This is a genomic window from Citrobacter telavivensis (assembly GCF_041807075.1).
GTDB classification, from domain to species: domain Bacteria; phylum Pseudomonadota; class Gammaproteobacteria; order Enterobacterales; family Enterobacteriaceae; genus Citrobacter_A; species Citrobacter_A telavivensis.
Genome location: NZ_JBGUBF010000002.1, coordinates 755,662 through 781,181 on the forward strand (window position 1 = coordinate 755,662; position 25,520 = coordinate 781,181).

A 25,520-nucleotide genomic window follows, 5' to 3' on the forward strand; every position below is an offset into this window, starting at 1 on the left:
ATGATATTATTTGTTCGATTTTTGTTGATGGAAATAGCTATGCCGCAGATTAGTCGAACCGCGTTAGTCCCTTACAGTGCGGAACAGATGTATCAGTTAGTGAATGATGTTCAGTCCTACCCTCAGTTTTTACCGGGTTGCACCGGCAGCCGCGTTCTCGAGTCTACGCCAGGACAGATGACGGCTGCGGTGGATGTCTCTAAGGCGGGGATCAGTAAGACGTTCACCACGAGAAATCAGTTAACCAATAACCAGAGTATCCTGATGCAACTGGTCGACGGTCCGTTCAAAAAACTGATTGGCGGCTGGAAATTTACGCCGTTGAGTTCGGATGCCTGCCGTATTGAGTTTCACCTCGATTTTGAGTTTACCAACAAACTGATCGAGCTGGCGTTTGGTCGTATCTTCAAAGAGCTGGCATCCAATATGGTGCAGGCTTTCACGGTTCGTGCTAAAGAGGTCTACCGTGTCGCCTAAGATTGTCGTTGAGGTGGCCTACGCGCTGCCTGAGAAACAGTATCTGCAACGGGTGACGTTGCAGCCGGGGGCGACGGTCGAAGAGGCTATCCGCGCGTCGGGGTTACTGGAACTGCGTACGGACATCGATCTGACAAAAAACAAAGTCGGTATCTACAGCCGTCCGGTCAAGCTGGCGGATGTGTTACAGGATGGCGACCGGGTTGAAATCTATCGTCCACTGATTGCCGATCCGAAAGCGTTGCGCAGACAGCGGGCAGAGAAATCGGCGAAAAAATAGCGGATAACAAAAAAGGTGCTCACAGAGCACTTTTTTTGTTATCCGAAGACAAGCTTATCGGTTGTCGGTCAACGCAGGCTTGTTATCGATATTGGTCAATACGCCGCTGCTGTTGAAGGTCAACGTCAGCGTTTGCTGCGTGACGCCTTCATGGCCCGGCTGTTGACGGAACACATAGAACCAGGTGTTGGTGCCAAACGGATCGGACATCATCGGCGTACCCAGCGCATAGGCAACCTGCTGTTGCGTCATGCCCACACGAATTTTGGATACATCGTTCGCAGTCAGATAGTTCCCCTGGTTGATATCAGGGCGGTAAACCACTCGCTCCAGAGTGGAACAGCCTGCGGTCAACATCAATAATACTGCTGCGGCAGCAGTCAGCGTTTTACAGCGCATAGTGATTTGATTCCTTTTCGGGCCCGAGCAGTACGTGGCTCATATGTAATATGCCGATGATAATAGACCTTTCACCACTTTAAAACCTTTTGCTTACGGGTCCGACGGCGTTTTTGTTGTCTACTCTGACCGTTGAGGTGCAAAAAAGTTTACGCCGCCAGCAGTTCTTTCGCATTTGCGAGGGTGTTTCGCGTCACTTCGCTGCCGCCCAGCAGGCGCGCTAACTCCTGCAACCGTGCGCGTTTGTCCAACGGTTGCATATGCGTTTCGGTCATTTCGCCGTCCGTCTCTTTGCTGACAAAAAAGTGCTGATGACCGCATCCCGCCACCTGCGGAAGGTGGGTAACGCACATCACCTGGGTCGATTCTCCGAGCTGACGCAGCAATTTTCCGACGACTGCGGCGGTTGGGCCGCTGATGCCAACATCGACTTCATCGAAAATTAGCGCCGGGGTTTCCATCTTACGTGCGGTAATCACCTGAATCGCGAGGGCAATACGCGACAGTTCTCCCCCGGAGGCCACTTTGGCAATCGGCTGCATTGGCTGACCTGGGTTGGTGGTCACTTTAAACTCGACGCGGTCCGCGCCGTCCTCGCTCAGATGATGCTCATCAAACATGACATCGATGGTGAAACGACCGTGCGGCATAGAGAGTGAGTGCATACTCTCGGTAATCAGAGTGCTCAGTTCTTGTGCATAATGCTGACGCTGTTCATGCAGCGCCTTCGCCGCCTCCAGCGCCTGCTGGCGATGTTTATTCACCGACAGGGTCAGGGTTTCCAGTGAGTCGGCCTGATCGTCAAGTTGCTGCTGTTCCTCCAGCAATGACTGGTAATATTGCGGCAGCGCTTCCGGACTAACATGATGTTTACGGGCCAGTGAAATTTGCTTCGAGATGCGCTGTTCCAGTTCGAACAGCCGATTAGGATCTAAATCCAGTCGATCGCAATAGTGGCGCAATTCGTCGCTGGCTTCCGTTAATTGAATGGTCGCCTCTTCCAGCATATCGAGAATGCCTGAGAGTTTGCCGTCCATACCGACCAGTTCACTGACCAGTTGCTTCGCGGTATACAGCTGACTTTGCAGGTTAACGTCTTCACCGTCCGCCATCAGCGACAGCGCATTCTGGCTGGTGGAGAGAAGCTGACCGCTGTTGGCCAGGCGTTTGTACTCTTCATCAATCAGCTCAAACTCACCCGCCTGCGGGTTAAATTCATTCAGCTCTTTAAGCTGATATTGCAGCAGTTCTGCACGGGCGGCACGTTCCTGGCTCTGCTGCTGGTGGTGTGCTAAATCACGGCAGCTCTGGTGCCAGAGTTGGTAGCGAACAGCTATATCTTGTATCAGCCCGGATTCATTCGCGTAACCATCGAGCAGGGATTTTTGATGTTCGGCTTTAGTCAGCAACTGATGCGCGTGCTGGCCGTGAATTTGAATAAGCCGTTGCCCCAGTTCGCGAAGCTGAGAGAGCGGAACCGCCGTTCCGTTGATAAAGCCACGGGAACGCCCGTCGCTACTGATCACGCGGCGAAGTAAACACTCACGTCCTTCTTCAAGCTGGTTTTCTTCCAGCCAGCGCTGGGCAGCAGGTGTGTCTTTCAGCGAAAAGCGGGCGCACAGGTCGGCACGGCTGGCGCCAGCACGAACCATGTCGGCTTCTGCACGACCGCCAAGGCACAGGCCGAGCGCATCAATTGCAATGGATTTACCCGCCCCGGTTTCACCGGTGATGACGGTCATTCCGCTCTGAAAATCGATCTCAAGTTCACGAACGATAGCAAAATTGCTGATGGTCAGTTGTGCCAACATAGCTGTTTTCCTGTATGAAAAACCATAACTGTAATTACATACAGTATAAACTGGTTTTTTATACAGTAAAGAGGTTGGCGTTAAATTAAAATAATTTTTTTGACCAGCCCAGCTTGGTACTTAATGTATTGAAATAGCTGTAATCTTTTGGGTGGATCAGATTCAGGTGGTAATCACAGCGACGGATCAGCACATCTTCACCTTCCTGGATCGGCAGCGCGATCTGACTGTCGCAACTGATTTCGAGATCGTTACGGCGATGCGAGAAGCGTAGCCGAATGGTGCTGCTGCTGTTGATGACCAGCGGACGCGCCGACAGGGTATGCGGAAACATCGGCACCAGCGTAATGGCGTCAAGTGACGGGGTCAGAATCGGCCCGCCGGCTGACAGGGAATAGGCGGTGGAACCGGTTGGCGTTGAGATAATCAGACCATCGGAACGCTGGGAAAAGGCAAAGCTTTCGTCAATGTAGACTTCAAACTCAATCATGTGCGCAACCTTGCCGGGGTGCAGCACGACCTCGTTAATGGCGGTACTGATGCGCTTCTGACAGTCCTTCTGACAGACCTGCGCTTCCAGCAGAAAACGTTTTTCCGCGACGTAATGGCCTTCCAGCACGTCGGCGAGTTGTTGCTGTGCGTTATCGGGATCAAGGTCCGTCAGAAAGCCAAGATTGCCACGGTTGATGCCGATCACCTTGATGTCGTATCGTGCCAGGGTGCGCGCTGCGCCGAGCATGTTGCCGTCGCCGCCGACGACGACCGCGAGGTCTGCCTGCTGACCAATCTCCGCCAGGGTGCCGATTTTCACATTCTTCAACTGCAACTCGTGAGCGATTTGCTGCTCGACAATGACCTCATACCCTTTAGTGCATAACCAACGGTAGAGCATTTCATGTGTCGTGAGTGCCGTGGGGTGACGAGGATGCCCCACAATGCCAATACACTTGAAATGATTATTCATTTTTTCGAGGTCCTTGTGATGAAGATTGATGACAATGTGAGTGCTTCCCTTGAAACCCTGAATCTGATCCCCATAATAAGCGAAGTTAGCGAGATGAATGCGAAAAAAACGCGGAGAAATTCATGAGTAGTAAAGAACAGAAAACGCCTGAGGGGCAAGCCCCGGAAGAAATTATCATGGATCAGCATGAAGAAGTTGAGGCGGTTGAACCAGACGCTTCTGCTGAACAGGTGGATCCGCGCGATGAAAAAATTGCGAATCTGGAAGCGCAGCTTACTGAAGCTCAGACCCGTGAACGTGATGCGGTGCTGCGCATAAAAGCGGACATGGAAAACCTGCGTCGTCGTACCGAGCTGGACATTGAGAAGGCGCACAAGTTCGCGCTCGAGAAGTTCGTCAACGAACTGCTGCCGGTGATTGATAGCCTGGATCGCGCGCTGGAAGTGGCGGACAAAGCCAATCCGGATTTGAAGCCGATGGTGGAAGGGATCGAACTGACCCTGAAATCCATGCTGGATGTCGTGCGCAAATTTGGCGTTGAAGTGATCGCCGAGACGAACGTCGCGCTGGATCCGAACGTGCATCAGGCGATTGCGATGGTCGAGTCTGAAGACATCGCGCCGGGCAACGTGCTGGGTATCATGCAGAAAGGCTATACGCTGAACGGTCGTACGATCCGCGCGGCGATGGTCACCGTCGCGAAGGCGAAAGGTTAATATTTCGGCTATTTGTATTGCCGGATGGCGCTGACGCTTATCCGGCCTGTGGCCCGTTGGAATATCCGCGGGCCGTTGTCGTTACTCTGCGACGCTTTCCCGCAGCGGTTTAACGGGTAACACTTTGACCTGTTTAATCATATTCTCCTGGACGTCGAGAATATCGATATCGTATTGACCGATGCGCACGCGAGTGCCCGCAATCGGGATCTCTTCCAGCGCCTCCAGAATCACGCCATTTACCGTACGCGCGTCGTCTTCCGGTAGATGCCAGTTAAACGCTTTATTAATTTCCCGCACGTTGGCGCTGCCATCGATGATCACCGAACCGTCATTTTGCGGCGTCACTTCTTCAGCAAGCGTAGGTGACATCGAGGTGGTAAAGTCGCCGACAATCTCTTCGAGAATATCTTCTACCGTGACCAGCCCCTGAATATCGCCATATTCATTGACGACCAGACCGACTTTCTTTTTATTGCGCTGAAATTTGATGAGCTGCGTGCTGAGCGGTGTACCCTCCGGGACGAAGTAAATCTCATCGGCGGCGCGCAGCATCGTCTCTTTGGTGAACTCTTTTTTTTCCGACATCAACCGCCAGGCTTCGCGGACGCGCAGCATGCTGATGGCGTCATCCAGCGAATCGCGGTACAGCACAATGCGCCCGTGCGGCGAGTGCGACAACTGACGCACGATAGACTTCCAGTCGTCATTGATATCAATACCGATGATTTCACTGCGCGGCACCATGATGTCATCAACGCTGACCTTTTCCAGATCGAGCACCGACAGCAGCATGTCCTGGTTACGCCGGGAGATTTGTGCGCGGGATTCATTCACGATGGTGCGCAGCTCATCCTTACTCAGCGAACCACTGATCACGATATCGGTTTTAATGCCCATCATGCGCATCAGTAGTCGGGTGATGGTGTTGAGCAGCCAGACCAGCGGCATCATCAGAATCTGCAAAGGAGCCAGCAGAAAGCTGCTGGGATAGGCCACTTTTTCCGGATACAGCGCGGCAATGGTTTTCGGCAGGACCTCGGCAAATACCAGCACGACGAAGGTCAACACGCCGGTGGCGATGGCAACACCCGCATCGCCATACAGACGCATACCGACAATAGTGCCGAGCGCCGAGGCGAGGATATTGACCAGGTTATTGCCAATCAGCACCAGGCTTATCAGGCGATCGGGTTTACGCAGTAGCTTTTCAACGCGCTTTGCCGGACGGTTCCCCTGTTTAGCCAGGTGGCGTAAGCGGTAGCGATTCAGGGTCATCATCCCGGTTTCGGAACCGGAAAAATAGGCGGAGATGACCACCATGACGATCAGTGTGACGATCAGCGCGGTGGTGGAGATGTGTTCCAGGGGGCGCCTCCTTTAAGGCTTAGCTGACAAACTGCTGCAATATCCGGCTACCGAAATAGGCCAACGTCAGGATCCCAGCGCCCGCGACGTTAAACCACACGACACGACGACCGCGCCAGCCTTCATGATAATGCCCCCACAACAGAACAATATAGACAAACCATGCGATGATAGAGAGAACCGCTTTGTCGATATTTTCCATGCTGAACAGATTGTGCATGTAAAACAGGCCGGTACACAGGGTGAGCGTCAACAGGACTACGCCAATCTGCGTAATGTGGAACATCTTGCGCTCAATGCTCATCAGCGGCGGCATTTCATTATTGAACGCCAGTTTTTTGTTTTTAAGCTGATAGTCGATCCAGGCCAGTTGCAGCGCGTACAGCGCGGCGATAATGAGCGTTGCATAGGAAAACAGCGACAGCCCGATGTGGATCATCATCCCCGGCGTGGCTTCGAGATGGGTAATGAATTCGTTTGGCATGAAGGTCGCGAAGGCCAGATTGATCAGCGCGAAGGTATACACTACCGGCAGCAACAGCCAGCCACGGTTGCGTGAGGCGACAATCGTCATCACCGTACAGATCATCAGGCTAACCAGCGAGCCGACGTTCAGCAGGCTCAGGTTTTGTCCGCTGTCGCCACCCGGCAGAATGCGGGCTTCAAGTGCGATGGCGTGACACACCAGCGCGACAACCGCAGAAAGAATGGCCATACGCCGCCAACCGCTGTTTTTTTGCAGCAGTGCGGGGACGATCAGCGCGAGGCTGACGGAGTAGGCGACAAGGGCGAGCAGAGCAAAAACGGGCATAGTGGTGTCGACAGTTGGCCAGTGAGAAAGAGAAGCAGTATAGCGTTACGTGACCGCGGCTCCAACCGTTGCATAACAACAAAGACGGCTTCATGTTATACTGCGGCAAATTTATATTCATGTGTCGCTTAAGCGACCAACCGTTTCCACCCCAGGCGAGAGACAATGTTTGATAATTTAACCGATCGTTTGTCGCGCACGCTGCGCAACATCAGTGGCCGTGGACGCCTTACTGAAGACAACGTTAAAGAGACGCTGCGCGAAGTGCGCATGGCGCTGCTGGAGGCTGACGTTGCGCTGCCGGTAGTGCGAGAGTTTATCAATCGCGTAAAAGAGAAAGCGGTTGGACATGAAGTCAACAAGAGCCTGACGCCAGGACAGGAGTTCGTCAAGATTGTCCGTAACGAACTCGTGGCGGCGATGGGTGAAGAGAACCAAAGTCTGAATCTGGCTGCGCAGCCGCCGGCCGTGGTGCTGATGGCGGGTCTGCAGGGTGCCGGTAAAACGACCAGCGTCGGTAAGCTGGGTAAATTCCTGCGCGAAAAGCACAAGAAGAAAGTGCTGGTGGTCTCTGCCGACGTGTATCGCCCGGCGGCGATCAAACAGCTGGAGACGCTGGCAGAGCAGGTCGGCGTTGATTTCTTCCCGTCGGATGTCGGTCAGAAGCCGGTCGATATCGTTAACGCGGCATTGAAAGAAGCCAAACTCAAATTCTACGACGTGCTGCTGGTGGATACCGCCGGTCGTCTGCACGTTGACGAAGCGATGATGGACGAAATCAAGCAGGTTCATGCTTCTATCAATCCGGTAGAAACCCTGTTTGTGGTTGACGCGATGACCGGTCAGGATGCGGCGAATACCGCGAAGGCGTTCAACGAAGCGCTGCCGCTGACCGGCGTGGTGCTGACCAAAGTTGACGGTGACGCCCGTGGCGGTGCCGCGCTCTCTATTCGCCACATCACCGGCAAGCCGATCAAATTCCTCGGCGTTGGCGAGAAAAACGAGGCGCTGGAGCCGTTCCATCCGGACCGTATCGCGTCACGTATTCTCGGCATGGGCGACGTGCTGTCGCTGATCGAAGATATCGAAAGTAAAGTTGACCGCGCGCAGGCTGAGAAGCTGGCGACTAAACTGAAAAAGGGCGATGGTTTCGACCTGACCGATTTCCTGGAACAGTTGCGGCAGATGAAAAACATGGGCGGCATGGCGAGCCTGATGGGCAAGCTGCCGGGCATGGGCCAGATCCCGGACAACGTGAAGTCACAGATGGATGACAAAGTGCTGGTGCGCATGGAGGCGATCATCAACTCGATGACGCTGAAAGAGCGCGCGAAGCCGGAAATCATCAAAGGGTCCCGTAAACGCCGTATCGCGCAGGGTTGCGGTATGCAGGTGCAGGACGTTAACCGCCTTCTGAAACAGTTCGATGACATGCAGCGCATGATGAAGAAGATGAAGAAGGGCGGGATGGCTAAGATGATGAGAAGTATGAAAGGGATGATGCCTCCCGGATTCCCCGGTCGTTAATCTTTATAGGCCTGGCTTATTTGCCATTTCGGCACCGGGGTGTGCTCGCCATCCTCACGTACTGCGTGTACGCTCCGGTGGCTGCGCGCACGCCGGCACCGAACTGGCTGCACCGCCGACGGCCTTCTGCGACAGAGTTTTCAACTGCTGATTGCAATTTCCCCAGAAATCAGTAAAATTTTCGGGCTTTTAATATGACACCCGGGCTCCGTTCCTCGATGGGGCCCGGTTGTTTTATTCACACAAGAGGATGTTATGGTAACTATTCGTTTAGCTCGTCACGGCGCTAAAAAGCGTCCGTTCTACCAGGTTGTTGTTACTGACAGCCGTAACGCACGTAACGGTCGCTTCATTGAGCGCGTTGGCTTCTTTAACCCAATCGCTAGCGAAAAAGAAGAAGGCACTCGCCTGGATCTGGATCGCATCGCTCACTGGGTTGGCCAGGGCGCGACCATTTCTGATCGCGTAGCTACGCTGATCAAAGAAGTAAGCAAAGCAGCTTAATCTGTCACGGTGGTCATGATGAGCAAGCAACTCACTGCGCAAGCACCCGTGGACCCAATTGTCTTAGGGAAAATGGGATCGTCTTACGGTATTCGTGGTTGGCTCAGAGTGTTTTCTTCCACTGAAGACGCCGAAAGCATTTTTGACTATCAGCCCTGGTTTATCCAGAAGGCGGGTCAGTGGCAGCAAGTACAGCTGGAAAGCTGGAAGCACCACAATCAGGATCTGATCATCAAGCTGAAAGGCATTGAAGATCGGGATGCTGCGAATCTACTGACCAATTGCGAAATTGTCGTGGATTCTACGCAACTGCCAAAACTGGAAGAGGGTGACTACTACTGGAAAGACCTGATGGGCTGCCAGGTAGTGACTACAGAAGGTTACGATCTCGGGAAAGTCGTCGACATGATGGAAACCGGATCGAATGACGTCATCGTCATTAAGGCAAACCTGAAAGATGCGTTTGGTATCAAGGAACGCCTCGTGCCGTTCCTCGATGGGCAGGTTATCAAGAAAGTCGATCTCACTACGCGGACTATCGAAGTAGATTGGGATCCTGGTTTTTAAACCACCGGATAAGCGGTAAATGACGGCGTGATGGGGATTGGCTTGTGTTTATAGGTATCGTTAGCCTGTTTCCAGAAATGTTTCGTGCAATTACCGATTACGGGGTAACTGGCCGGGCTGTTAAAAATGGCCTGCTGAACATCCAGAGCTGGAGTCCTCGTGACTTCGCGCATGACCGGCACCGTACCGTGGACTCACGTCCTTACGGCGGCGGACCGGGGATGTTAATGATGGTACAACCCTTACGGGATGCCATTCATGCAGCAAAAAGCGCGGCGGGTGAAGGCGCTAAGGTGATTTATCTGTCACCTCAGGGACGCAAGCTTGATCAAGCGGGCGTCAGCGAACTGGCCACGAATCAAAAGCTGATTCTGGTATGTGGTCGCTACGAAGGCATAGATGAGCGCGTGATCCAAACCGAAATTGACGAAGAATGGTCAATCGGCGATTACGTTCTCAGTGGTGGAGAGTTACCCGCAATGGTACTGATTGACTCCGTTTCCCGGTTTATCCCGGGGGTTCTGGGTCATGAAGCATCGGCAACGGAAGATTCCTTTGTGGATGGATTGCTGGACTGCCCGCACTATACCCGACCTGAAGTGTTAGAAGAGATGGACGTCCCGGCAGTGTTACTGTCAGGAAACCATGCTGAGATACGTCGCTGGCGTTTGAAACAGTCGCTGGGCCGCACCTGGCTTAGAAGACCTGAACTTCTGGAAAACCTGGCTCTGACTGAAGAGCAAGCAAGGTTGCTGGCGGAGTTCAAAACGGAACACGCGCAACAGCAACATAAACATGATGGGATGGCGTAAGCCCCCGATTATCAGTTTACCCAGGATAAGAGATTAAATTATGAGCAACATTATTAAGCAAATTGAACAAGAGCAGATGAAGCAGGACGTACCTTCCTTCCGTCCGGGTGATACCGTGGAAGTGAAAGTATGGGTTGTTGAAGGTTCCAAAAAACGTCTGCAGGCATTCGAGGGCGTGGTTATCGCTATTCGTAACCGCGGTCTGCACTCTGCATTCACTGTTCGTAAAATTTCCAACGGCGAAGGCGTTGAGCGTGTCTTCCAGACTCACTCTCCGGTTGTTGACAGCATTACTGTCAAACGTCGTGGTGCCGTTCGTAAAGCTAAACTGTACTACCTGCGTGAGCGTACTGGTAAGGCTGCTCGTATCAAAGAGCGTCTTAACTAAGATATCGCTCAGGCGACATCCTGTTAGAGGGGCTGGCCAGTTGGCTGGCCCTTTTTTTATCTCCGTAATACTCACGATGTTAACCTTCGGTTCATAAATCATTTACAATGCTCTTCGTTTGCGGCGAGTGGGGCAGGTGTTATGGGTAAAATTCGTCAGTCAGGTTTTCAGCAGCGTGCGGCATGTCTCGCGCTGTTGGCGATCCTGCTGATTGTTATTGCCCCGCTGATCTCCGTGGCGCTGCAAAAGGACCCGATGAGTGCGATGCCGGGTATGCATCATGAGATGAGTTCGATGACAAAGCACGCCGGGCATCACGGTGATTCTCCTCCCGTCCCGATGCCCGTCGATCACGGCGAAGCCTGTGGTTACTGCGTGTTACTGGCTCACGTTCCCGGGCTTATCCTGGCTCTGGTTATTCTGCTCTGCGGCGTCCTGCTCAGAGTGCCATGCAACCCCATTCGTCCGACGGTTCAACACTGGCACTTCTTCCCCTGGCTGTATCCGGATACTCGCGCGCCGCCGCGCAGGTCTGCGCTTTCCTGTTTCTGAAAATAAGATTGTGCGCATAAGCGTCACGACACTCTTTTGCTTTTTCTGAGGAAAAGTATGACAACCTGCACACCGCGCGCGGCATGGATAACCCTGCTGCGGCGCCTTCATTTCTATATCGGCCTGTTTGTCGGGCCATTTATCTTTGCTGCCGCGCTGACCGGTACGCTGTATGTGGCGACGCCGCAGCTGGAAGAGGCTATTTACGCTCAGGCACTTAACGGGACGATGCAGGGAGAGCCGCAATCGCTGGCGGCACAGGTGGCTATCGCTCAGCAGGTGACCGGTGGGCACCTGCGCCTGCACGCCGTTCGCCCTGGACTGGAACCTGGCGAGACAACGCGAGTCATGTTTGCCGATCCTGCACTGGCGGCCTCTGAACACCGGGCTATTTTTATCGATCCAGTGACCCTGGCCATCAAAGGCGATATGCCGGTGTACGGCACCAGCGGCATTCTGCCTCTGCGTCAGTGGATTGATTATGCCCACCGTTCGCTACTGTTGGGGGAGGTCGGGCGCATTTACAGTGAACTGGCGGCATCCTGGATGTGGGTGGCGGCGCTGGGCGGTATCGCGCTCTGGTGGTTTACGCGCCCCCGTCGTCGGCTGAACAATCCGGTACAAAACCACCGGCGACTGCACGTTACGCTGGGATGGCTGTTGTTAGCCGGAATGCTGTTATTTTCGGCAACCGGACTGACCTGGTCACAGTGGGCAGGCGGCAACGTGGATAAAATGCGGGCGGCGTTTGGCTGGCTGACACCACAGCTTAACGCTCAACTCCACGGACCTCGCCAGCTTCATGATGAGCATGCAGACCACCATGGCGGCATGGTGATGCCTGAGACCCGCGTGGATATCCGTCAGTTCGATGCCGTATTACAGACCGCGCAACAAGCAGGACTGAATGCACTCCGGCTGGAAATCCGCCCGCCGAAGGATGCGCAGCACGGCTGGACGGTGACAGAGATCGATCGCCGTTGGCCTACTCAGGTTGACGCCATTGCTGTCGATCCGGCAACACGGCAGGTGACTGACCGTACGCGGTTTGCCGACTTCCCACTAATGGCGAAGTTGACGCGTTGGGGCGTCGATTTTCATATGGGTATTCTGCTGGGATTGCCGAACCAACTGCTGCTGATCGGTTTTGGCGCCGGGCTATGCCTGATGATAGTGATTGGCTATCGGCTGTGGTGGATCCGCCGCCCTGCGAGCCCATCAACCAGTCCGGCACAGACGCTGGTTCATTGTTGGCTTATGTTGAGCGTGCGGGGACGTGTTAGCGCCGTGCTGTTGGCGATTGCGCTCGGACTGGCAATGCCGGTGCTGGGAGGAAGTCTGCTGCTGTTCATGCTGATCGACTGGCTGCGCTGGGTTCATGCATCACGTACGGTGTTCACGCAGTCAGTCGACTGAGGATTAAGGCGTGCTGATGACCACGGCGACGCGGCGGTTTTCAGCGCGACCTTTCGCAGACTGGTTGCTGGCGATCGGATATTTTTTCCCTAATCCCTGGGTGGTCAGATTGGTGCGCGGAATCTTCGCGCCCTCTGACCAAGCATCAGCCACGACATTGGCGCGCTTGAGCGATAAGGCTTCATTGTAGCTATCCTCACCGTAGTTATCGGTGTGCCCATCCATACGAGCATGGTTCAGACCCACTGAGGCCAGACGAGCGGCCATCGACTCGATCTGCTGCTGGCTTTCCGCTCGTAGCTTGTAGTCATTCTTATCAAACAAAATGGTGTCGGAAAGCCCCAGGGACCAGTCGCCCGCCGATTCCGTAAATCCGTACGATTGCATGGCCGCTACCTGCTCAGGGGTGAATTTCCCCTGTGGAGCCTGACAGCCTGCCAGCAGTAGCGCGGCAAGAATGAGTGGAGATAAAAGACGCTTAAGCATGTGTGCATTCCTTTTTTATTTAATCGAGCGCTCGGTGCGCTGATGTTTAGCCTGATACATATTGCGATCGGCCAGTTCTTGTAATTTCTCGGCGGAAGCGTGCTCCCAGGTCAGCGCGTAACCCATGCTCAGCGTCATACTGACTAAATGCCCGTTATGCAGGTCAAAAGGACGAGTAAACTCTTGTGACAGCGCGGCGCTGATTCGCTGGACTTCATAGTCTGAATGTACGCCGTAAAGCACGACGGCAAACTCATCTCCGCCGAGGCGATAGGGGATATGGCGGTTGCCACCAAATTCGGCCAGTCGTCTGGCGACTTCAATCAGGACGCGATCGCCTGCGGCATGCCCCCAGGTATCATTCACGAATTTGAAGTTATCGCCATCGAGAAATAGGAGCGCAGAGCTGCTACGGGCGGAATTGTCGTTCATCAGGGCGCTGATACTGCTACGAAAAGCCGCACGGTTTGCCAGACCCGTCAGCGGATCGTGCAGTGCCGTTCGCAGTAATTGCGCATTTTTGGCCTGCAAGCGTAGTTGCCACTCTTCCATTTCATCCAGCAGGCTGTTGAAGTCCTGGGCAAAATTGTGGAACTCTTCAATCCGCTCTTCAGAGACGCGGCGGGAGAAATTGCGGTTGGTACGCACATCGTGCACCACGTCGGTGATATTTTGCAGCGCCTCAACCACGCCGCGGTGCAGATGTCGCGTCAGCAAAATGGCGATACTGGAGGCCAGCAGAATTGATCCGGTGAGCACGGCCAGTGAAAGCCAGATGAAGTGGCTGATTAAACTGTCACGCGCGGTAAGTCGAACTTCACCGATAATCTCTCCGCTGTGCCAGACTGGCTGGGCGACAGGGAAGGGAAAGAGCCAGTGGCTGATAAAATCACCCAACTTATCGTCGTTCTCCTGCGCGTTATAGCGCCAGGAGGCAATGACATTCTGATTATTGTCGCGCACTTCTGCGGCGGAAAATTGCCCCTGCTGGCCAAGTGCGGCCAGCGTTTCTGCGGCGGCGGCATCATCGGTAAATACCAGTGCGGCTTCCAGACTGTGGGTCATTGTCGCCGCAGTGAGCTCGAGGTTTTTTTGCGCATACTGTTTTAACGTCAGTACCGAGGCAACACACAGCAGCAGCCAGATCAGCGTCATGGTCACGATCACGCTGGTGATGTTGATGCGTCGCAACGCTCGCTTAAACGTTGGACGAGTAGTAGGGGAATGATCCTTATCCATGCTTTTTATTCCGTGCGAGCATCAATACATCCGGATTGACTCTTATGCCACTACGCGACAAAGAATCCAGATTAACGGCGAATCTGACATCATTATTGTTAATAATCAGACAAAAGGCGCTACCAATAATGCATTCGGCATTCTGTTCTGCAATTAATAACAACGCCTTAGACGGATATTTATTTGTTAATTCAACCTGAGCAGTGGGAGATTCACTGCCGAAATAAACACCATCACAGCGAGCAGCTAATGCTTCTTGTTCGGTGTTAATAATGACGGGTTGATAAGGCAGTGACGTATCACTGCTGTCCCCCAATACGCTGGCGAACCGGGAAGACGAGAAAATGCACAGTCTGGGCGGCCCTGAGAGGGCAGGCCAGCGCGTATAGCTGACAATGCCAGAGACCATTGCGCGAACGTTTTTTGCCGCATCAGGGATGTCCTGAGCACAAACTGGCGATCCTGCCAGTAAAAGCATTAACAGCATCAGGCGTCGGTGAGAAGCGAACATAACGGTTTCCTCACCAGCATCTTTTATCAGTCATCAAAATACATCCATGTCTTGTTTAAAGCAAAATAGCATTATTTTTGCGGAGCGTCATTATAGCTTATGAATTAACGTATAAGCCTTAAGCTAAATCTGACTAAATATTAATTCAGACGCGTTGAGTTGGCATTTTCATCAGCACCTTGTTGCCATGCTTTACGCAACTGGCTGGCATTTTCTACCGTATCGCAACTGGCAGGGAAAGTTTTCCCCGTCACGCCTCTGGCGTAGGCAAAATTTTGCTGGCAGGTTTTACGTTGACCTTCTGCATAGCCTTTGAGGTATTGCGGACGATCCACTTCCGGATCGTTAAAGGTATCGGCCAGCGTTTCATTATCTTTAACGGCAACGCCGGAAATCGCATCTTCGATGCCGGCATCATACCAGTTGGTACTGGTCCATGTTGGCGCGTGGGTGTAAGGATCTATCTGACAACCGCTGAGCAGAAAAATGACTGCGATACCGACTATTCTCGTCATTGCCCGTTCTCCTGTTTTTTCAAAGCATAGCGGATCGCGCAATAAACACATGTAAATTATTCTGTACGGAAACAAAGGCATTAAATCGAACAAAAATCACTGTTGTAACGTAATGTTTACGTATTTTGGATTGATATCTTTACTCGTTGTGTTATCGTTACGTCATCCTCTCTGAGGAAAACTATCGCAAACGAGCTAAAACAGGATCGCCATCATGCAAAAAGACGCGCTGAACAACGTACATATTACCGACGAACAGGTTCTGATGACCCCGGAACAACTTAAAGCGGAATTCCCGCTGAGCCTGGCGCAAGAGGCGCAAATCGGCCAGTCGCGCAAAACCATTTCTGACATCATTGCCGGTCGCGATCCGCGCCTGCTGGTGGTGTGTGGACCGTGTTCCATTCACGATCCTGAAACGGCCCTGGAATATGCTCGTCGATTTAAAGCCCTTGCCGCAGAGGTCAGCGATAGCCTCTATCTGGTGATGCGCGTCTATTTTGAAAAACCCCGTACCACCGTTGGCTGGAAAGGGTTAATTAACGATCCTCATATGGATGGCTCCTTTGACGTTGAAGCGGGTCTGAAAATTGCGCGTCAACTGCTGCTTGAACTGGTCGACATGGGGCTACCGCTGGCGACGGAAGCGCTGGATCCGAACAGCCCACAGTACCTGGGCGATCTGTTTAGCTGGTCGGCGATTGGCGCACGCACCACAGAATCTCAAACGCACCGTGAAATGGCGTCGGGTCTGTCGATGCCGGTGGGTTTCAAAAACGGCACCGACGGCAGCCTGGCGACGGCGATCAACGCCATGCGCGCTGCGGCGCAGTCGCACCGTTTTGTCGGTATTAACCAGGCCGGACAGGTTGCGCTACTGCAAACCCAGGGTAACCCGGACGGGCATGTGATCCTGCGCGGTGGGAAAGCGCCTAACTACAGCCCGGCAGACGTCGCGCAGTGCGAAAAAGAGATGGAGCAGGCGGGACTGCGGCCGTCACTGATGGTAGATTGCAGTCATGGTAACTCCAATAAAGATTACCGTCGTCAGCCTGCCGTGGCGGAGTCGGTGGTTGCACAAATTAAAGATGGCAACCGCTCAATCATCGGTCTGATGATTGAAAGTAACATTCACGAAGGCAACCAGTCCTCCGAGCAACCGCGCAGCGAAATGAAGTACGGCGTGTCCGTTACCGATGCCTGCATCAGTTGGGAAATGACGGACGCGTTGCTGCGTGAAATAAACAAAGACTTGAACGGCCAGTTGGCGGCGCGCCAGGCTTAAGAGGTTCGTTATGGTTGCTGAGTTGACCGCATTACGCGATCAAATTGATGAAGTGGACAAGGCGCTGCTGGATTTGCTGGCGCGCCGTCTGGAACTGGTGGCTGAGGTCGGTGAAGTCAAAAGCCGCTTTGGCCTGCCGATTTACGTACCAGAGCGCGAAGCCTCGATGCTGGCGTCGCGCCGTGCAGAAGCAGAAGCGCTCGGCGTACCGCCCGATCTGATTGAAGACGTGTTGCGCCGGGTGATGCGTGAGTCCTATTCCAGCGAGAACGATAAAGGATTTAAGACGCTGTGTCCTTCTCTGCGCCCGGTGGTCATTGTCGGCGGGGGCGGGCAGATGGGACGGTTGTTCGAGAAAATGCTCACCCTGTCGGGTTATCAGGTGCGGATCCTCGAACAGCATGACTGGGATCGCGCGCAGGAGATCGTCGCGGATGCCGGTATGGTGATCGTCAGCGTCCCGATCCATCTGACGGAATCGGTGATCGGCAAGTTACCGCCTTTGCCGGCTGACTGTATTCTGGTCGATCTGGCGTCGGTGAAAAATGGTCCCTTACAGGCGATGCTGGCGGCGCACGACGGCCCTGTGCTCGGTCTGCACCCGATGTTCGGTCCGGACAGCGGTAGCCTGGCAAAGCAGGTGGTGGTCTGGTGCGACGGGCGCAATCCGGAAGCCTATCAGTGGTTCCTGGAGCAGATTCAGGTCTGGGGCGCACGACTGCACCGCATCAGCGCCGTCGAGCACGATCAGAACATGGCGTTCATTCAGGCGCTGCGCCACTTTGCAACCTTTGCCTATGGTCTGCATCTGGCGGAAGAAAACGTGCAGCTTGAACAACTGTTGGCACTTTCTTCTCCGATTTATCGTCTTGAACTGGCGATGGTGGGGCGACTGTTTGCCCAGGACCCGCAGCTTTACGCCGATATCATCATGTCCTCGGAGAGCAATCTGGCGCTGATTAAGCGTTACTATAAGCGTTTTGGCGAAGCGATTAGCCTGCTGGAGCAGGGGGATAAACAAGCATTTATCGACAGCTTCCGCAAAGTGGAGCACTGGTTCGGTGACTATGCGAAGCGCTTCCAGAGCGAAAGTCGTACGCTATTACGCCAGGCGAATGACAGTCGACAGTAATGGCAGGATGATGCCGGATGGCGGCTTCGCCTTATCCGGCCTACAAAAGTCGCATGAATTGTAGGCCGGATAAGCGTAGCGCCATCCGGAAAATTAAGATTGTCAGCTCGGATCCACCGGCACCACGTTCTCACTGGGATAGCAGCCCAGCACCTTCATGGAGCGAGTAATTTCGCCCAACTCTTTAAGCGCTTTTTGCATCTGCGGGGATTCCAGGTTGGCCTGGATGTCGAGATAAAACATCTCTTCCCAGGGATTGCCGTGTATGGGGCGGGATTCCAGTTTGGTCATGATCAGATTGTGATTACGCATCACCAGCAGCGCTTCCACCAGAGCACCCGCCTGTTGTCCTGTCGCCATCAGCAGTGTGGTTTTCGCTGGTACCTGGTCGGAGACGTTGATCGCTTTACGTGCCAGCACGATGAAGCGAGTGATGTTCTGCGTCTGGTTCGCTTCGATACGTTCCAGAACCTGTAAACCATGCAGCACGCCACCCGCTTCGCTTCCGAGTGCGGCAACGCGTGGAGAGTTCGCCTGAGCGACCTTTTCCATCGCGGCGGACGTGCTTTCGGTGTACTCAATTTTCCAGTGCGGGTAACGACTGAGAAACTTGCTGCACTGCTGGAACGGCTGCGGATGGCTGTACACCGTTTCGATGGTGTCCAGGTCTGTTGTTCCGCAAACCAGCACGCAGTGGTCGATAGCGATCGTCATCTCGCCCACAATTGACAGCGTCGTGTGTTGCAGCAGATCGTACACATCGTTAATTCCACCGGAGCTGGTGTTTTCAATTGGCACGACCGCGTAGTCGGCCTGGCCGGTTTCGACCTGATTAAAAATATCAGCGAACTTTGCACAGCCGCTTTCAATAAACTGTTCAAAGTGACGTGCAGCATACTGACGAGCCGCGAGATGTGAGTAAGAGCCTTTTGGCCCCAGGAACGCCACGCGCGCGGAATGCGGGTTGGTTTTATTCAGATGTTGCTGGAGCAGCGCCTGCTGGGTGAGAACGGAATCTTCGATGATGAGCTGAAAAAGGCGGGTGATGTAGTGGGCATCAAGATGATGCGCTTTGCCAAGTGTAATCAGCCTGTCCAGCAGATCGCGCTCGCGGTCAATATCCCGTACCGGGCGATGGGATTCGAGCTTGGCTTTACCGACTTCAACCGCCAGCTCACGTCTCTCGGCCAGTAACGCCAGCAATTTTGCATCCAGCGTGCTGATTTTATCGCGCAGCGCCAGTAATGGGTTTTCCGATGTCATAGTGTTGCCTTTATTGTTATCAATAAAAAAGGCCCCCCGGTGTGGGAGGCCTTATTGTTCGTCTTCGCATTCTTTTTCACACGACGAAAGCCTCCCATTCAGGGGAAGGTAAAAAAGAATGCGAAGGAGAACGGGGTGAGTTTCATATCAGTTTCCTTAAGCGATGTGAGTAAAGTACCCGTACTGTTTTCACCCTGTCAACAAAAAACGCGCCCGAAGGCGCGTTGGCGATACACTCAATGTAAGGGACTACTCTTCTTCTGCTTCGACGAAGTTGGCGTCTTTTACTGAAGTTGTTGCACGACGGGCTTCGCCTTTGTGCTGCACTTTATTGAGCTGCCGTTCCAGCTTGTTGATCAAATCGTTAATAGCGGTGTACATATCTTCGTGTTTTGCGCTGGCGACCAGATGTCCGTTCGGTGTATTGATGGTTGCATCAGCAACGAAACCCTTTGGCTCCTTGGACAGAATGATATGCGGATTAATAAGATGGGTTTGCCATTTATCCAGCTTGGCGAGACGGTCTGCGACATGTTGGCGAATTGCCGGAGTAATTTCCATTTGTTTACTGGTAATGTTCATTGTCATAAATTTTACCTCTTGTCTTTCCCGTCTTGGTGATCCCAGCATACCGTTCCTAATGTCAAAATGTGTGACTTTAATCACATTATTTTGTCACTTTTTGTCAAGGGAACCTTTTTGTGAGTTATCGCAGGAAGAGGTGATTTTTCACTTGAGGAAAGCCAGAAAGCAGGCCATATTTGATGGGTTGCGTCATGCAAAAGTCATCAGCGTCCTGACGCGAAACGGATAAAAAAACGGCAGCCCTTGGGCTGCCGTTTTTGCATATGAAAATCGATCAGGTGTTGCTGCTATTGGCGGCGATAATTTTCGCCACTTTGTCAGCCTGCGTCGTCATCTGCATTTCGCGATAGGCATTTTCCATTAGCGGCAGGGCGTCACGCGTGGCCTGCGTATCCGGGAAATCGCGCAGCATACCTTCTACACGGTTAACCACGGCAACCCATGCGCCGCGCTTGGTGTAGTAATCCGCAACGGAGTACTCATACTTCGCCAGGCGATCTTTCAGGAACACCAGACGTTTGGTGGCGTCGGTGGTGTACTGGCTGTTCGGATAACCGCGGACCAGTTTCGAAAAGTCATTGAACGCAGCTCGCGCATGCTGCGGATCGCGGTCGCTACGATCGACACCAAAGAATCCTTGTAATGCGCTGTCATCTAACGCCATATTGGTCAGACCACGCATATACATGACATAATCAATGTTAGGATGCGTCGGGTTCAGGCGGATAAAGCGATCGATAGCAGCCTGAGCAAGCGGCAGATCGGCGTTTTTGTAGTAGGCATAGATGAGATCTAACTGCACCTGCTGAGAATAGGGACCAAATGGATAGCGGTTATCCAACGCTTCCAATTGCGTTATTGCCTGTTTCCAGTTACCGTCCTGCAGCTTTTGCTGAGCAGTCGCGTAGATTTCATTAGGCGGATTATCGGGCACCTCTTCCTTTGAACCAGAGCAACCCGCCAAAAACAGGCTCAACGTGGCTGCTGCCACCAGATATTTCATGCGCGTCATGACGTTTTGACTTTCCTCAAAATGTTTACGGGAGATTCTCTGTTCCTGCTCCCGGTTAAGACCAGCTACAATAACACACTATATTAAACGGCAAAGCCGTAAAACCCAACGATAAACGAAGAAGCTGTATATGGCACAACGAGTACAACTCACCGCAACAGTATCCGAAAATCAACTCGGTCAACGCTTAGATCAAGCTTTGGCCGAAATGTTCCCTGATTATTCGCGATCGCGCATAAAAGATTGGATTCTTGATAGGCGCGTGTTGGTCAACGGTAAACTTTGCGACAGACCTAAAGAAAAAGTGTTAGGCGGAGAGCTGGTCGCCATCGATGCTGAAATCGATGAAGAAATCCGCTTCGAGCCTCAGGATATCCCACTGGATATCGTTTATGAAGATGATGACATCATTGTTATCAACAAGCCGCGCGATCTGGTTGTCCACCCTGGCGCGGGTAATCCGGACGGTACGGTTCTGAATGCGTTACTGCATTATTATCCGCCGATTGCTGATGTTCCACGTGCGGGTATTGTCCATCGTCTGGATAAAGACACCACTGGACTGATGGTGGTCGCGAAAACCGTTCCGGCGCAGACGCGTCTGGTGGAAGCGCTGCAGTTGCGTGAGATCACCCGTGAATATGAAGCGGTAGCGATCGGTCATATGACCGCAGGCGGCACGGTGGAAGAACCTATCAGCCGTCACCCGACGAAGCGTACCCATATGGCGGTGCATCCGATGGGTAAACCCGCGGTCACGCACTATCGCATCATGGAGCACTTCCGTGTGCACACGCGTCTGCGGTTGCGTCTGGAGACCGGACGTACGCACCAGATCCGCGTGCATATGGCGCATATCACCCATCCGCTGGTGGGCGATCAGGTGTACGGTGGCCGTCCGCGTCCGCCGAAAGGGGCGTCGGATGTGTTTATCTCTACGCTGCGTAAATTCGACCGTCAGGCGCTGCATGCCACTATGCTGCGTTTGTATCACCCGATTTCCGGTATCGAAATGGAATGGCATGCGCCAATCCCGCAGGATATGGTTGAACTGATTGACGCGATGCGCGCGGATTTCGAAGAACATAAGGATGACGTGGCCTGGCTATGAGTGAGCTTATTGTCCCGCAGTGGCCTCTACCGAAAGGTGTAGCGGCCTGCAGTTCGACCCGTACAGGCGGCGTGAGTATGCCGCCGTATGATGCATTAAATCTGGGGGCCCACTGCGGCGATAACCCGGAGCATGTCGACGAGAACCGCAGACGCCTGTTTGCTGCGGGCAATCTGCCTTCAAAACCGGTCTGGCTGGAGCAGGTTCATGGAAAAGATGTCCTGAAGCTAACCGGCGAGCCTTACGCCTCTAAACGGGCGGATGCGTCATACAGTAATACGCCGGGCACCGTTTGCGCGGTGATGACGGCGGACTGTCTGCCCGTATTATTCTGTAACCGGGCGGGTACTGAAGTGGCGGCAGCCCATGCGGGCTGGCGTGGATTATGTGAAGGCGTACTGGAAGAGACGGTGGCCTGTTTTGTCGACAAGCCAGAAAACATTCTTGCCTGGTTAGGCCCGGCGATTGGTCCAGCCGCGTTTGAAGTTGGGCCAGAGGTGCGTGAGGCATTTATCGCCAAAGAGGCTAACGCGCATGAAGCCTTTGTGCCGCACGGTGAAAAATATCTGGCGAATATTTATCAGCTTGCGCGTCAGCGCCTGGCAAAGGTTGGCATTGAGCAAATTTATGGCGGTGACCGCTGTACTTTTAGTGAAAATGAGACTTTCTTCTCTTATCGTCGCGACAAGACCACGGGGCGTATGGCAAGTTTTATTTGGCTGATATAACCTAAAGAATCAAGACGATCCGGTACGCGTAATTTTCTTTTCACATAATTCAGGTCAATAACCTTGAATAATTGAGGGATGACCTCATTTAATCTCCAGTAGCAAATTTGACCTGTTATGGGAGGAGTTATGCGTCTGGATCGTCTTACTAACAAATTCCAGCTTGCTCTTGCCGATGCCCAGTCACTCGCACTGGGGCACGACAACCAATTCATCGAACCTCTTCATTTAATGAGCGCCTTGCTGAATCAGGAAGGGGGATCGGTACGTCCTTTATTAACCTCTGCCGGCATTAATGCCGGACAGCTACGCACCGCCATCGATCAGGCGCTGAGTCGTTTACCGCAGGTGGAAGGCACCGGCGGCGACGTCCAGCCGTCTCAGGATTTGGTGCGCGTACTGAATCTTTGCGACAAGCTGGCGCAAAAGCGAGGGGACAACTTTATTTCGTCAGAACTGTTCGTTCTGGCGGCGCTTGAGTCGCGCGGTACATTGCCCGATTTACTGAAATCGGCTGGTGCAACAACCGCCAATATTACTCAGGCAATTGAACAAATGCGTGGAGGTGAAAGCGTGAATGACCAGGGGGCTGAAGACCAACGTCAGGCCTTGAAAAAATACACAGTCGATCTGACCGAGCGTGCTGAGCAGGGCAAACTTGACCCGGTTATCGGCCGTGACGAAGAGATCCGCCGTACCATTCAGGTGCTGCAACGTCGTACTAAAAACAACCCGGTGTTAATCGGTGAACCTGGCGTCGGTAAAACGGCGATTGTTGAAGGGCTGGCACAGCGGATCATTAACGGTGAAGTTCCGGAAGGGTTAAAAGGCCGTCGCGTACTGGCGCTGGATATGGGTGCGCTGGTGGCAGGGGCAAAATACCGTGGTGAATTTGAAGAACGCTTAAAAGGCGTACTTACCGATCTCGCCAAACAGGAAGGGAATGTCATCCTGTTTATCGACGAACTGCACACGATGGTCGGCGCGGGTAAAGCGGATGGCGCAATGGATGCCGGGAACATGCTGAAACCGGCGCTGGCGCGTGGGGAACTACACTGCGTAGGGGCGACAACGCTCGACGAGTATCGCCAGTACATCGAAAAAGATGCGGCACTGGAACGTCGTTTCCAGAAAGTGTTTGTAGCAGAGCCTTCAGTGGAAGATACCATCGCGATTCTTCGTGGTCTGAAAGAACGTTATGAACTGCATCACCATGTACAAATTACGGACCCGGCAATCGTTGCGGCGGCTACGCTGTCTCATCGCTACATCGCTGACCGTCAGTTGCCGGATAAAGCTATTGACCTGATCGATGAAGCAGCATCCAGCATCCGTATGCAGATTGACTCCAAGCCGGAAGAACTGGACAGACTAGACCGCCGTATTATCCAGCTCAAACTGGAACAGCAGGCGCTGATGAAAGAGTCTGATGAGGCGAGCAAAAAACGTCTCGACATGCTTAACGAAGAACTGGACGACAAAGAGCGTCAGTACTCTGAATTAGAAGAAGAGTGGAAAGCGGAAAAAGCGTCGCTCTCCGGAACACAAACGATTAAGGCCGAGCTGGAACAGGCGAAGATTGCCATTGAGCAGGCTCGTCGTGTTGGCGATCTGGCGCGGATGTCCGAACTGCAGTACGGCAAAATCCCTGAGCTGGAAAAACAGCTGGAAGCCGCGACCCAGTCTGAAGGCAAGACCATGCGTCTGCTGCGTAATAAAGTGACGGATGCGGAAATTGCCGAAGTGCTGGCGCGCTGGACCGGCATTCCGGTTGCGAGAATGCTGGAAGGTGAGCGCGAAAAACTGTTGCGTATGGAGCAGGAGTTACACAGCCGCGTGATCGGGCAGAACGAAGCGGTAGAAGCGGTATCGAACGCGATTCGTCGTAGTCGTGCGGGTCTTGCCGATCCAAACCGTCCGATCGGTTCGTTCCTGTTCCTCGGCCCAACCGGGGTAGGTAAAACCGAGCTCTGTAAAGCGCTGGCAAACTTTATGTTTGATAGCGATGATGCGATGGTTCGTATCGACATGTCCGAGTTTATGGAGAAACACTCGGTGTCTCGTCTGGTAGGGGCGCCTCCGGGATATGTCGGCTATGAAGAGGGGGGGTACCTGACAGAAGCGGTTCGTCGTCGTCCTTATTCGGTCATTCTGTTAGATGAAGTTGAAAAAGCGCATCCTGATGTGTTCAACATTCTTCTGCAGGTACTGGATGATGGTCGCCTGACCGACGGGCAGGGGAGAACGGTCGACTTCCGTAATACGGTAGTTATTATGACCTCTAACCTGGGTTCCGATCTGATTCAGGAACGCTTCGGCGATCTGGACTACAGCCATATGAAAGACCTGGTGTTAGGCGTGGTGAGTCACAACTTCCGCCCGGAATTCATAAACCGTATAGATGAGGTTGTCGTATTCCATCCGTTGGGTGAACAACACATCGCATCTATTGCGCAGATCCAACTGCAGCGTCTGTATAAACGTCTGGAAGAGCGTGGTTATGAAATCCACATCTCCGACGAGGCACTGAAACTGCTGAGCGCGAATGGTTATGATCCGGTGTATGGGGCTCGTCCGTTGAAACGTGCAATCCAGCAGCAGATCGAAAACCCACTGGCGCAGCAAATCCTGTCTGGTGAGTTAATTCCAGGCAAAACGATTCGTCTTGAAGTAAACAACGATCGTATTGTCGCAGTACAGTAATTCCTGATGAAATAATAAATGGGCTCTCCGGAGCCCATTTTTGTTTAAAAACCAGGCTAAAATGACGGTTTATGAGGTTGTTTGCCTGGAAAGTGAGCGGTTGATAAGTTTTTTGTATTTTTGACTTGTCAGCCTGAAATAACTCCCTATAATGCGCCTCCACTGACACGGAACAACGGCACGTAAGCCGCCGGGTCAGCAGGGTTCTCCGGTGAAAACCAGTGATGAACCCCCACAGAGAAAAGCGAAATAAATGCTTGACTCTGAAGCGGGAAAGCGTATTATGCACACCCCGCGCCGCTGAGAAAAAGCGAAGCGGCACTGCTCTTTAACAATTTATCAGACAATCTGTGTGGGC

The 25,520-nt window shown here is 53.1% G+C and carries 28 protein-coding genes and 1 other annotated feature; of the genes, 15 read left to right on the plus strand and 13 right to left on the minus strand.

Annotated features, from left to right (window positions below):
• Nucleotides 1-39 precede the first annotated feature (39 nt).
• Both ACERJC_RS14615 and ACERJC_RS14620 read left to right on the plus strand, forming a co-directional pair.
• On the plus strand, nucleotides 40-477 hold the full coding sequence (locus ACERJC_RS14615) for a type II toxin-antitoxin system RatA family toxin (RefSeq protein WP_199800597.1): 438 nt from the start codon (nucleotides 40-42) through the stop codon (nucleotides 475-477).
• Nucleotides 467-757 carry an RnfH family protein gene (locus tag ACERJC_RS14620; RefSeq protein WP_178828435.1) on the plus strand — a complete coding sequence of 97 codons (291 nt, stop codon included), beginning with the start codon at nucleotides 467-469 and terminating at the stop codon, nucleotides 755-757. Before ACERJC_RS14615 ends, ACERJC_RS14620 begins: the two co-directional genes overlap by 11 nt.
• 54 nt (nucleotides 758-811) lie before the next feature.
• Here the strand turns inward: ACERJC_RS14620 and bamE are convergent, their stop codons facing one another.
• The 3 genes from bamE to nadK form a co-directional block, all read right to left on the minus strand.
• On the minus strand, nucleotides 812-1,156 hold the full coding sequence (gene bamE, locus ACERJC_RS14625) for an outer membrane protein assembly factor BamE (RefSeq protein WP_152402720.1): 345 nt from the start codon (nucleotides 1,154-1,156) through the stop codon (nucleotides 812-814).
• Between the two features lie 149 nt (nucleotides 1,157-1,305).
• The gene (gene recN / locus ACERJC_RS14630) at nucleotides 1,306-2,967 is read right to left on the minus strand and encodes a DNA repair protein RecN (protein ID WP_373671960.1); all 1,662 of its coding nucleotides are present in this window, start codon (nucleotides 2,965-2,967) and stop codon (nucleotides 1,306-1,308) included.
• A gap of 85 nt (nucleotides 2,968-3,052) precedes the next feature.
• Nucleotides 3,053-3,931 carry an NAD(+) kinase gene (gene nadK / locus ACERJC_RS14635; protein ID WP_042325929.1) on the minus strand — a complete coding sequence of 293 codons (879 nt, stop codon included), beginning with the start codon at nucleotides 3,929-3,931 and terminating at the stop codon, nucleotides 3,053-3,055.
• Nucleotides 3,932-4,053: 122 nt separating this feature from the next.
• On the opposite strand from nadK, the gene grpE reads away from it, so the two are divergent.
• On the plus strand, nucleotides 4,054-4,647 hold the full coding sequence (gene grpE / locus ACERJC_RS14640) for a nucleotide exchange factor GrpE (protein WP_152402725.1): 594 nt from the start codon (nucleotides 4,054-4,056) through the stop codon (nucleotides 4,645-4,647).
• A gap of 81 nt (nucleotides 4,648-4,728) precedes the next feature.
• On the opposite strand, the gene ACERJC_RS14645 is transcribed toward grpE, so the two are convergent.
• On the minus strand, nucleotides 4,729-6,015 hold the full coding sequence (locus ACERJC_RS14645; protein ID WP_371895438.1) for an HlyC/CorC family transporter: 1,287 nt from the start codon (nucleotides 6,013-6,015) through the stop codon (nucleotides 4,729-4,731).
• A gap of 19 nt (nucleotides 6,016-6,034) precedes the next feature.
• Nucleotides 6,035-6,826: a cytochrome C assembly family protein gene (locus tag ACERJC_RS14650; RefSeq protein WP_152402729.1), complete on the minus strand. Its 792-nt coding sequence runs from the start codon at nucleotides 6,824-6,826 to the stop codon at nucleotides 6,035-6,037.
• A 165-nt stretch (nucleotides 6,827-6,991) separates the two neighbouring features.
• On the opposite strand from ACERJC_RS14650, the gene ffh reads away from it, so the two are divergent.
• The 7 genes from ffh to ACERJC_RS14685 all read left to right on the plus strand — a co-directional run bounded on the left by ffh (nucleotide 6,992) and on the right by ACERJC_RS14685 (nucleotide 12,592).
• Nucleotides 6,992-8,353 (plus strand): signal recognition particle protein, encoded by a 1,362-nt coding sequence (gene ffh / locus ACERJC_RS14655; RefSeq protein ID WP_046485408.1) that lies wholly within the window; start codon nucleotides 6,992-6,994, stop codon nucleotides 8,351-8,353.
• 255 nt (nucleotides 8,354-8,608) lie between these two features.
• Complete coding sequence (gene rpsP / locus ACERJC_RS14660; RefSeq protein ID WP_042325918.1) at nucleotides 8,609-8,857, plus strand: 30S ribosomal protein S16; 249 nt, start codon at nucleotides 8,609-8,611, stop codon at nucleotides 8,855-8,857.
• Nucleotides 8,858-8,875: 18 nt separating this feature from the next.
• A complete protein-coding gene (gene rimM / locus ACERJC_RS14665; protein WP_046485398.1) occupies nucleotides 8,876-9,424 on the plus strand; it encodes a ribosome maturation factor RimM in 549 nt (182 codons plus the stop codon).
• A gap of 44 nt (nucleotides 9,425-9,468) precedes the next feature.
• A complete protein-coding gene (gene trmD, locus ACERJC_RS14670; RefSeq protein ID WP_046485395.1) occupies nucleotides 9,469-10,236 on the plus strand; it encodes a tRNA (guanosine(37)-N1)-methyltransferase TrmD in 768 nt (255 codons plus the stop codon).
• A 40-nt stretch (nucleotides 10,237-10,276) separates the two neighbouring features.
• The gene (gene rplS, locus ACERJC_RS14675) at nucleotides 10,277-10,624 is read left to right on the plus strand and encodes a 50S ribosomal protein L19 (protein WP_125294809.1); all 348 of its coding nucleotides are present in this window, start codon (nucleotides 10,277-10,279) and stop codon (nucleotides 10,622-10,624) included.
• 141 nt (nucleotides 10,625-10,765) lie between these two features.
• A complete protein-coding gene (locus ACERJC_RS14680) occupies nucleotides 10,766-11,176 on the plus strand; it encodes a DUF2946 domain-containing protein (protein WP_373671961.1) in 411 nt (136 codons plus the stop codon).
• Nucleotides 11,177-11,233: 57 nt separating this feature from the next.
• The gene (locus tag ACERJC_RS14685) at nucleotides 11,234-12,592 is read left to right on the plus strand and encodes a PepSY-associated TM helix domain-containing protein (RefSeq protein ID WP_373671962.1); all 1,359 of its coding nucleotides are present in this window, start codon (nucleotides 11,234-11,236) and stop codon (nucleotides 12,590-12,592) included.
• 3 nt (nucleotides 12,593-12,595) lie between these two features.
• Here ACERJC_RS14685 and ACERJC_RS14690 read toward each other — a convergent pair whose 3' ends face one another.
• The 4 genes from ACERJC_RS14690 to ACERJC_RS14705 all read right to left on the minus strand — a co-directional run bounded on the left by ACERJC_RS14690 (nucleotide 12,596) and on the right by ACERJC_RS14705 (nucleotide 15,343).
• Nucleotides 12,596-13,078 carry an OmpA family protein gene (locus ACERJC_RS14690; protein WP_152402736.1) on the minus strand — a complete coding sequence of 161 codons (483 nt, stop codon included), beginning with the start codon at nucleotides 13,076-13,078 and terminating at the stop codon, nucleotides 12,596-12,598.
• A gap of 15 nt (nucleotides 13,079-13,093) precedes the next feature.
• Nucleotides 13,094-14,317, minus strand: coding sequence for a diguanylate cyclase DgcN/YfiN (gene dgcN / locus ACERJC_RS14695; RefSeq protein WP_152402737.1), 1,224 nt, complete (start codon nucleotides 14,315-14,317; stop codon nucleotides 13,094-13,096).
• The gene (gene yfiR / locus ACERJC_RS14700) at nucleotides 14,310-14,828 is read right to left on the minus strand and encodes a regulatory sequestration protein YfiR (protein WP_373671963.1); all 519 of its coding nucleotides are present in this window, start codon (nucleotides 14,826-14,828) and stop codon (nucleotides 14,310-14,312) included. The genes dgcN and yfiR overlap by 8 nt, the downstream gene beginning before the upstream one ends.
• A gap of 140 nt (nucleotides 14,829-14,968) precedes the next feature.
• Nucleotides 14,969-15,343, minus strand: coding sequence for a DUF2799 domain-containing protein (locus tag ACERJC_RS14705; protein WP_178823422.1), 375 nt, complete (start codon nucleotides 15,341-15,343; stop codon nucleotides 14,969-14,971).
• Between the two features lie 214 nt (nucleotides 15,344-15,557).
• On the opposite strand from ACERJC_RS14705, the gene aroF reads away from it, so the two are divergent.
• Together aroF and tyrA are read left to right on the plus strand one after the other, a co-directional pair.
• Nucleotides 15,558-16,628 (plus strand): 3-deoxy-7-phosphoheptulonate synthase AroF, encoded by a 1,071-nt coding sequence (gene aroF, locus ACERJC_RS14710; RefSeq protein WP_152402744.1) that lies wholly within the window; start codon nucleotides 15,558-15,560, stop codon nucleotides 16,626-16,628.
• Between the two features lie 10 nt (nucleotides 16,629-16,638).
• Nucleotides 16,639-17,760 carry a bifunctional chorismate mutase/prephenate dehydrogenase gene (gene tyrA / locus ACERJC_RS14715; protein ID WP_152402746.1) on the plus strand — a complete coding sequence of 374 codons (1,122 nt, stop codon included), beginning with the start codon at nucleotides 16,639-16,641 and terminating at the stop codon, nucleotides 17,758-17,760.
• 102 nt (nucleotides 17,761-17,862) lie between these two features.
• Here the strand turns inward: tyrA and pheA are convergent, their stop codons facing one another.
• From pheA to bamD, 4 genes are all read right to left on the minus strand, one after another.
• Nucleotides 17,863-19,023, minus strand: a complete 1,161-nt coding sequence (pheA, locus tag ACERJC_RS14720; RefSeq protein ID WP_152402748.1) for a bifunctional chorismate mutase/prephenate dehydratase — start codon at nucleotides 19,021-19,023, stop codon at nucleotides 17,863-17,865.
• Nucleotides 19,024-19,045: 22 nt separating this feature from the next.
• Nucleotides 19,046-19,170, minus strand: a sequence feature (Phe leader region).
• A complete protein-coding gene (pheL, locus tag ACERJC_RS14725; RefSeq protein WP_373671975.1) occupies nucleotides 19,122-19,169 on the minus strand; it encodes a pheA operon leader peptide PheL in 48 nt (15 codons plus the stop codon). (Overlaps the previous feature by 48 nt.)
• Nucleotides 19,171-19,272: 102 nt before the next feature.
• Nucleotides 19,273-19,611, minus strand: a complete 339-nt coding sequence (gene raiA / locus ACERJC_RS14730) for a ribosome-associated translation inhibitor RaiA (protein WP_152402750.1) — start codon at nucleotides 19,609-19,611, stop codon at nucleotides 19,273-19,275.
• A gap of 271 nt (nucleotides 19,612-19,882) precedes the next feature.
• On the minus strand, nucleotides 19,883-20,620 hold the full coding sequence (bamD, locus tag ACERJC_RS14735; protein WP_152402753.1) for an outer membrane protein assembly factor BamD: 738 nt from the start codon (nucleotides 20,618-20,620) through the stop codon (nucleotides 19,883-19,885).
• Nucleotides 20,621-20,750: 130 nt separating this feature from the next.
• On the opposite strand from bamD, the gene rluD reads away from it, so the two are divergent.
• From rluD to clpB, 3 genes are all read left to right on the plus strand, one after another.
• Nucleotides 20,751-21,731, plus strand: coding sequence for a 23S rRNA pseudouridine(1911/1915/1917) synthase RluD (gene rluD / locus ACERJC_RS14740; protein ID WP_152402756.1), 981 nt, complete (start codon nucleotides 20,751-20,753; stop codon nucleotides 21,729-21,731).
• A complete protein-coding gene (gene yfiH, locus ACERJC_RS14745; protein ID WP_373671964.1) occupies nucleotides 21,728-22,459 on the plus strand; it encodes a purine nucleoside phosphorylase YfiH in 732 nt (243 codons plus the stop codon). The genes rluD and yfiH overlap by 4 nt, the downstream gene beginning before the upstream one ends.
• Before the next feature lie 129 nt (nucleotides 22,460-22,588).
• Entirely contained in the window at nucleotides 22,589-25,162 is a 2,574-nt protein-coding gene (gene clpB, locus ACERJC_RS14750; protein WP_152402761.1) for an ATP-dependent chaperone ClpB, read from the plus strand.
• Nucleotides 25,163-25,520: the final 358 nt, after the last annotated feature.

Bases quoted from the DNA above. Each gene is read 5' to 3' on its own strand.
- rpsP (WP_042325918.1), top strand. From the start codon at position 8,609: ATGGTAACTATTCGTTTAGCTCGTCACGGCGCTAAAAAGCGTCCGTTC.
- dgcN (WP_152402737.1), bottom strand. From the start codon at position 14,317: ATGGATAAGGATCATTCCCCTACTACTCGTCCAACGTTTAAGCGAGCG.
- rimM (WP_046485398.1), top strand. From the start codon at position 8,876: ATGAGCAAGCAACTCACTGCGCAAGCACCCGTGGACCCAATTGTCTTA.
- grpE (WP_152402725.1), top strand. From the start codon at position 4,054: ATGAGTAGTAAAGAACAGAAAACGCCTGAGGGGCAAGCCCCGGAAGAA.
- ACERJC_RS14615 (WP_199800597.1), top strand. From the start codon at position 40: ATGCCGCAGATTAGTCGAACCGCGTTAGTCCCTTACAGTGCGGAACAG.
- ACERJC_RS14705 (WP_178823422.1), bottom strand. From the start codon at position 15,343: ATGACGAGAATAGTCGGTATCGCAGTCATTTTTCTGCTCAGCGGTTGT.
- tyrA (WP_152402746.1), top strand. From the start codon at position 16,639: ATGGTTGCTGAGTTGACCGCATTACGCGATCAAATTGATGAAGTGGAC.
- ACERJC_RS14680 (WP_373671961.1), top strand. From the start codon at position 10,766: ATGGGTAAAATTCGTCAGTCAGGTTTTCAGCAGCGTGCGGCATGTCTC.
- yfiH (WP_373671964.1), top strand. From the start codon at position 21,728: ATGAGTGAGCTTATTGTCCCGCAGTGGCCTCTACCGAAAGGTGTAGCG.
- raiA (WP_152402750.1), bottom strand. From the start codon at position 19,611: ATGACAATGAACATTACCAGTAAACAAATGGAAATTACTCCGGCAATT.
- yfiR (WP_373671963.1), bottom strand. From the start codon at position 14,828: ATGTTCGCTTCTCACCGACGCCTGATGCTGTTAATGCTTTTACTGGCA.
- nadK (WP_042325929.1), bottom strand. From the start codon at position 3,931: ATGAATAATCATTTCAAGTGTATTGGCATTGTGGGGCATCCTCGTCAC.
- recN (WP_373671960.1), bottom strand. From the start codon at position 2,967: ATGTTGGCACAACTGACCATCAGCAATTTTGCTATCGTTCGTGAACTT.
- clpB (WP_152402761.1), top strand. From the start codon at position 22,589: ATGCGTCTGGATCGTCTTACTAACAAATTCCAGCTTGCTCTTGCCGAT.
- ACERJC_RS14685 (WP_373671962.1), top strand. From the start codon at position 11,234: ATGACAACCTGCACACCGCGCGCGGCATGGATAACCCTGCTGCGGCGC.
- ACERJC_RS14650 (WP_152402729.1), bottom strand. From the start codon at position 6,826: ATGCCCGTTTTTGCTCTGCTCGCCCTTGTCGCCTACTCCGTCAGCCTC.
- rplS (WP_125294809.1), top strand. From the start codon at position 10,277: ATGAGCAACATTATTAAGCAAATTGAACAAGAGCAGATGAAGCAGGAC.
- aroF (WP_152402744.1), top strand. From the start codon at position 15,558: ATGCAAAAAGACGCGCTGAACAACGTACATATTACCGACGAACAGGTT.
- ACERJC_RS14690 (WP_152402736.1), bottom strand. From the start codon at position 13,078: ATGCTTAAGCGTCTTTTATCTCCACTCATTCTTGCCGCGCTACTGCTG.
- ffh (WP_046485408.1), top strand. From the start codon at position 6,992: ATGTTTGATAATTTAACCGATCGTTTGTCGCGCACGCTGCGCAACATC.
- bamE (WP_152402720.1), bottom strand. From the start codon at position 1,156: ATGCGCTGTAAAACGCTGACTGCTGCCGCAGCAGTATTATTGATGTTG.
- pheA (WP_152402748.1), bottom strand. From the start codon at position 19,023: ATGACATCGGAAAACCCATTACTGGCGCTGCGCGATAAAATCAGCACG.
- bamD (WP_152402753.1), bottom strand. From the start codon at position 20,620: ATGACGCGCATGAAATATCTGGTGGCAGCAGCCACGTTGAGCCTGTTT.
- rluD (WP_152402756.1), top strand. From the start codon at position 20,751: ATGGCACAACGAGTACAACTCACCGCAACAGTATCCGAAAATCAACTC.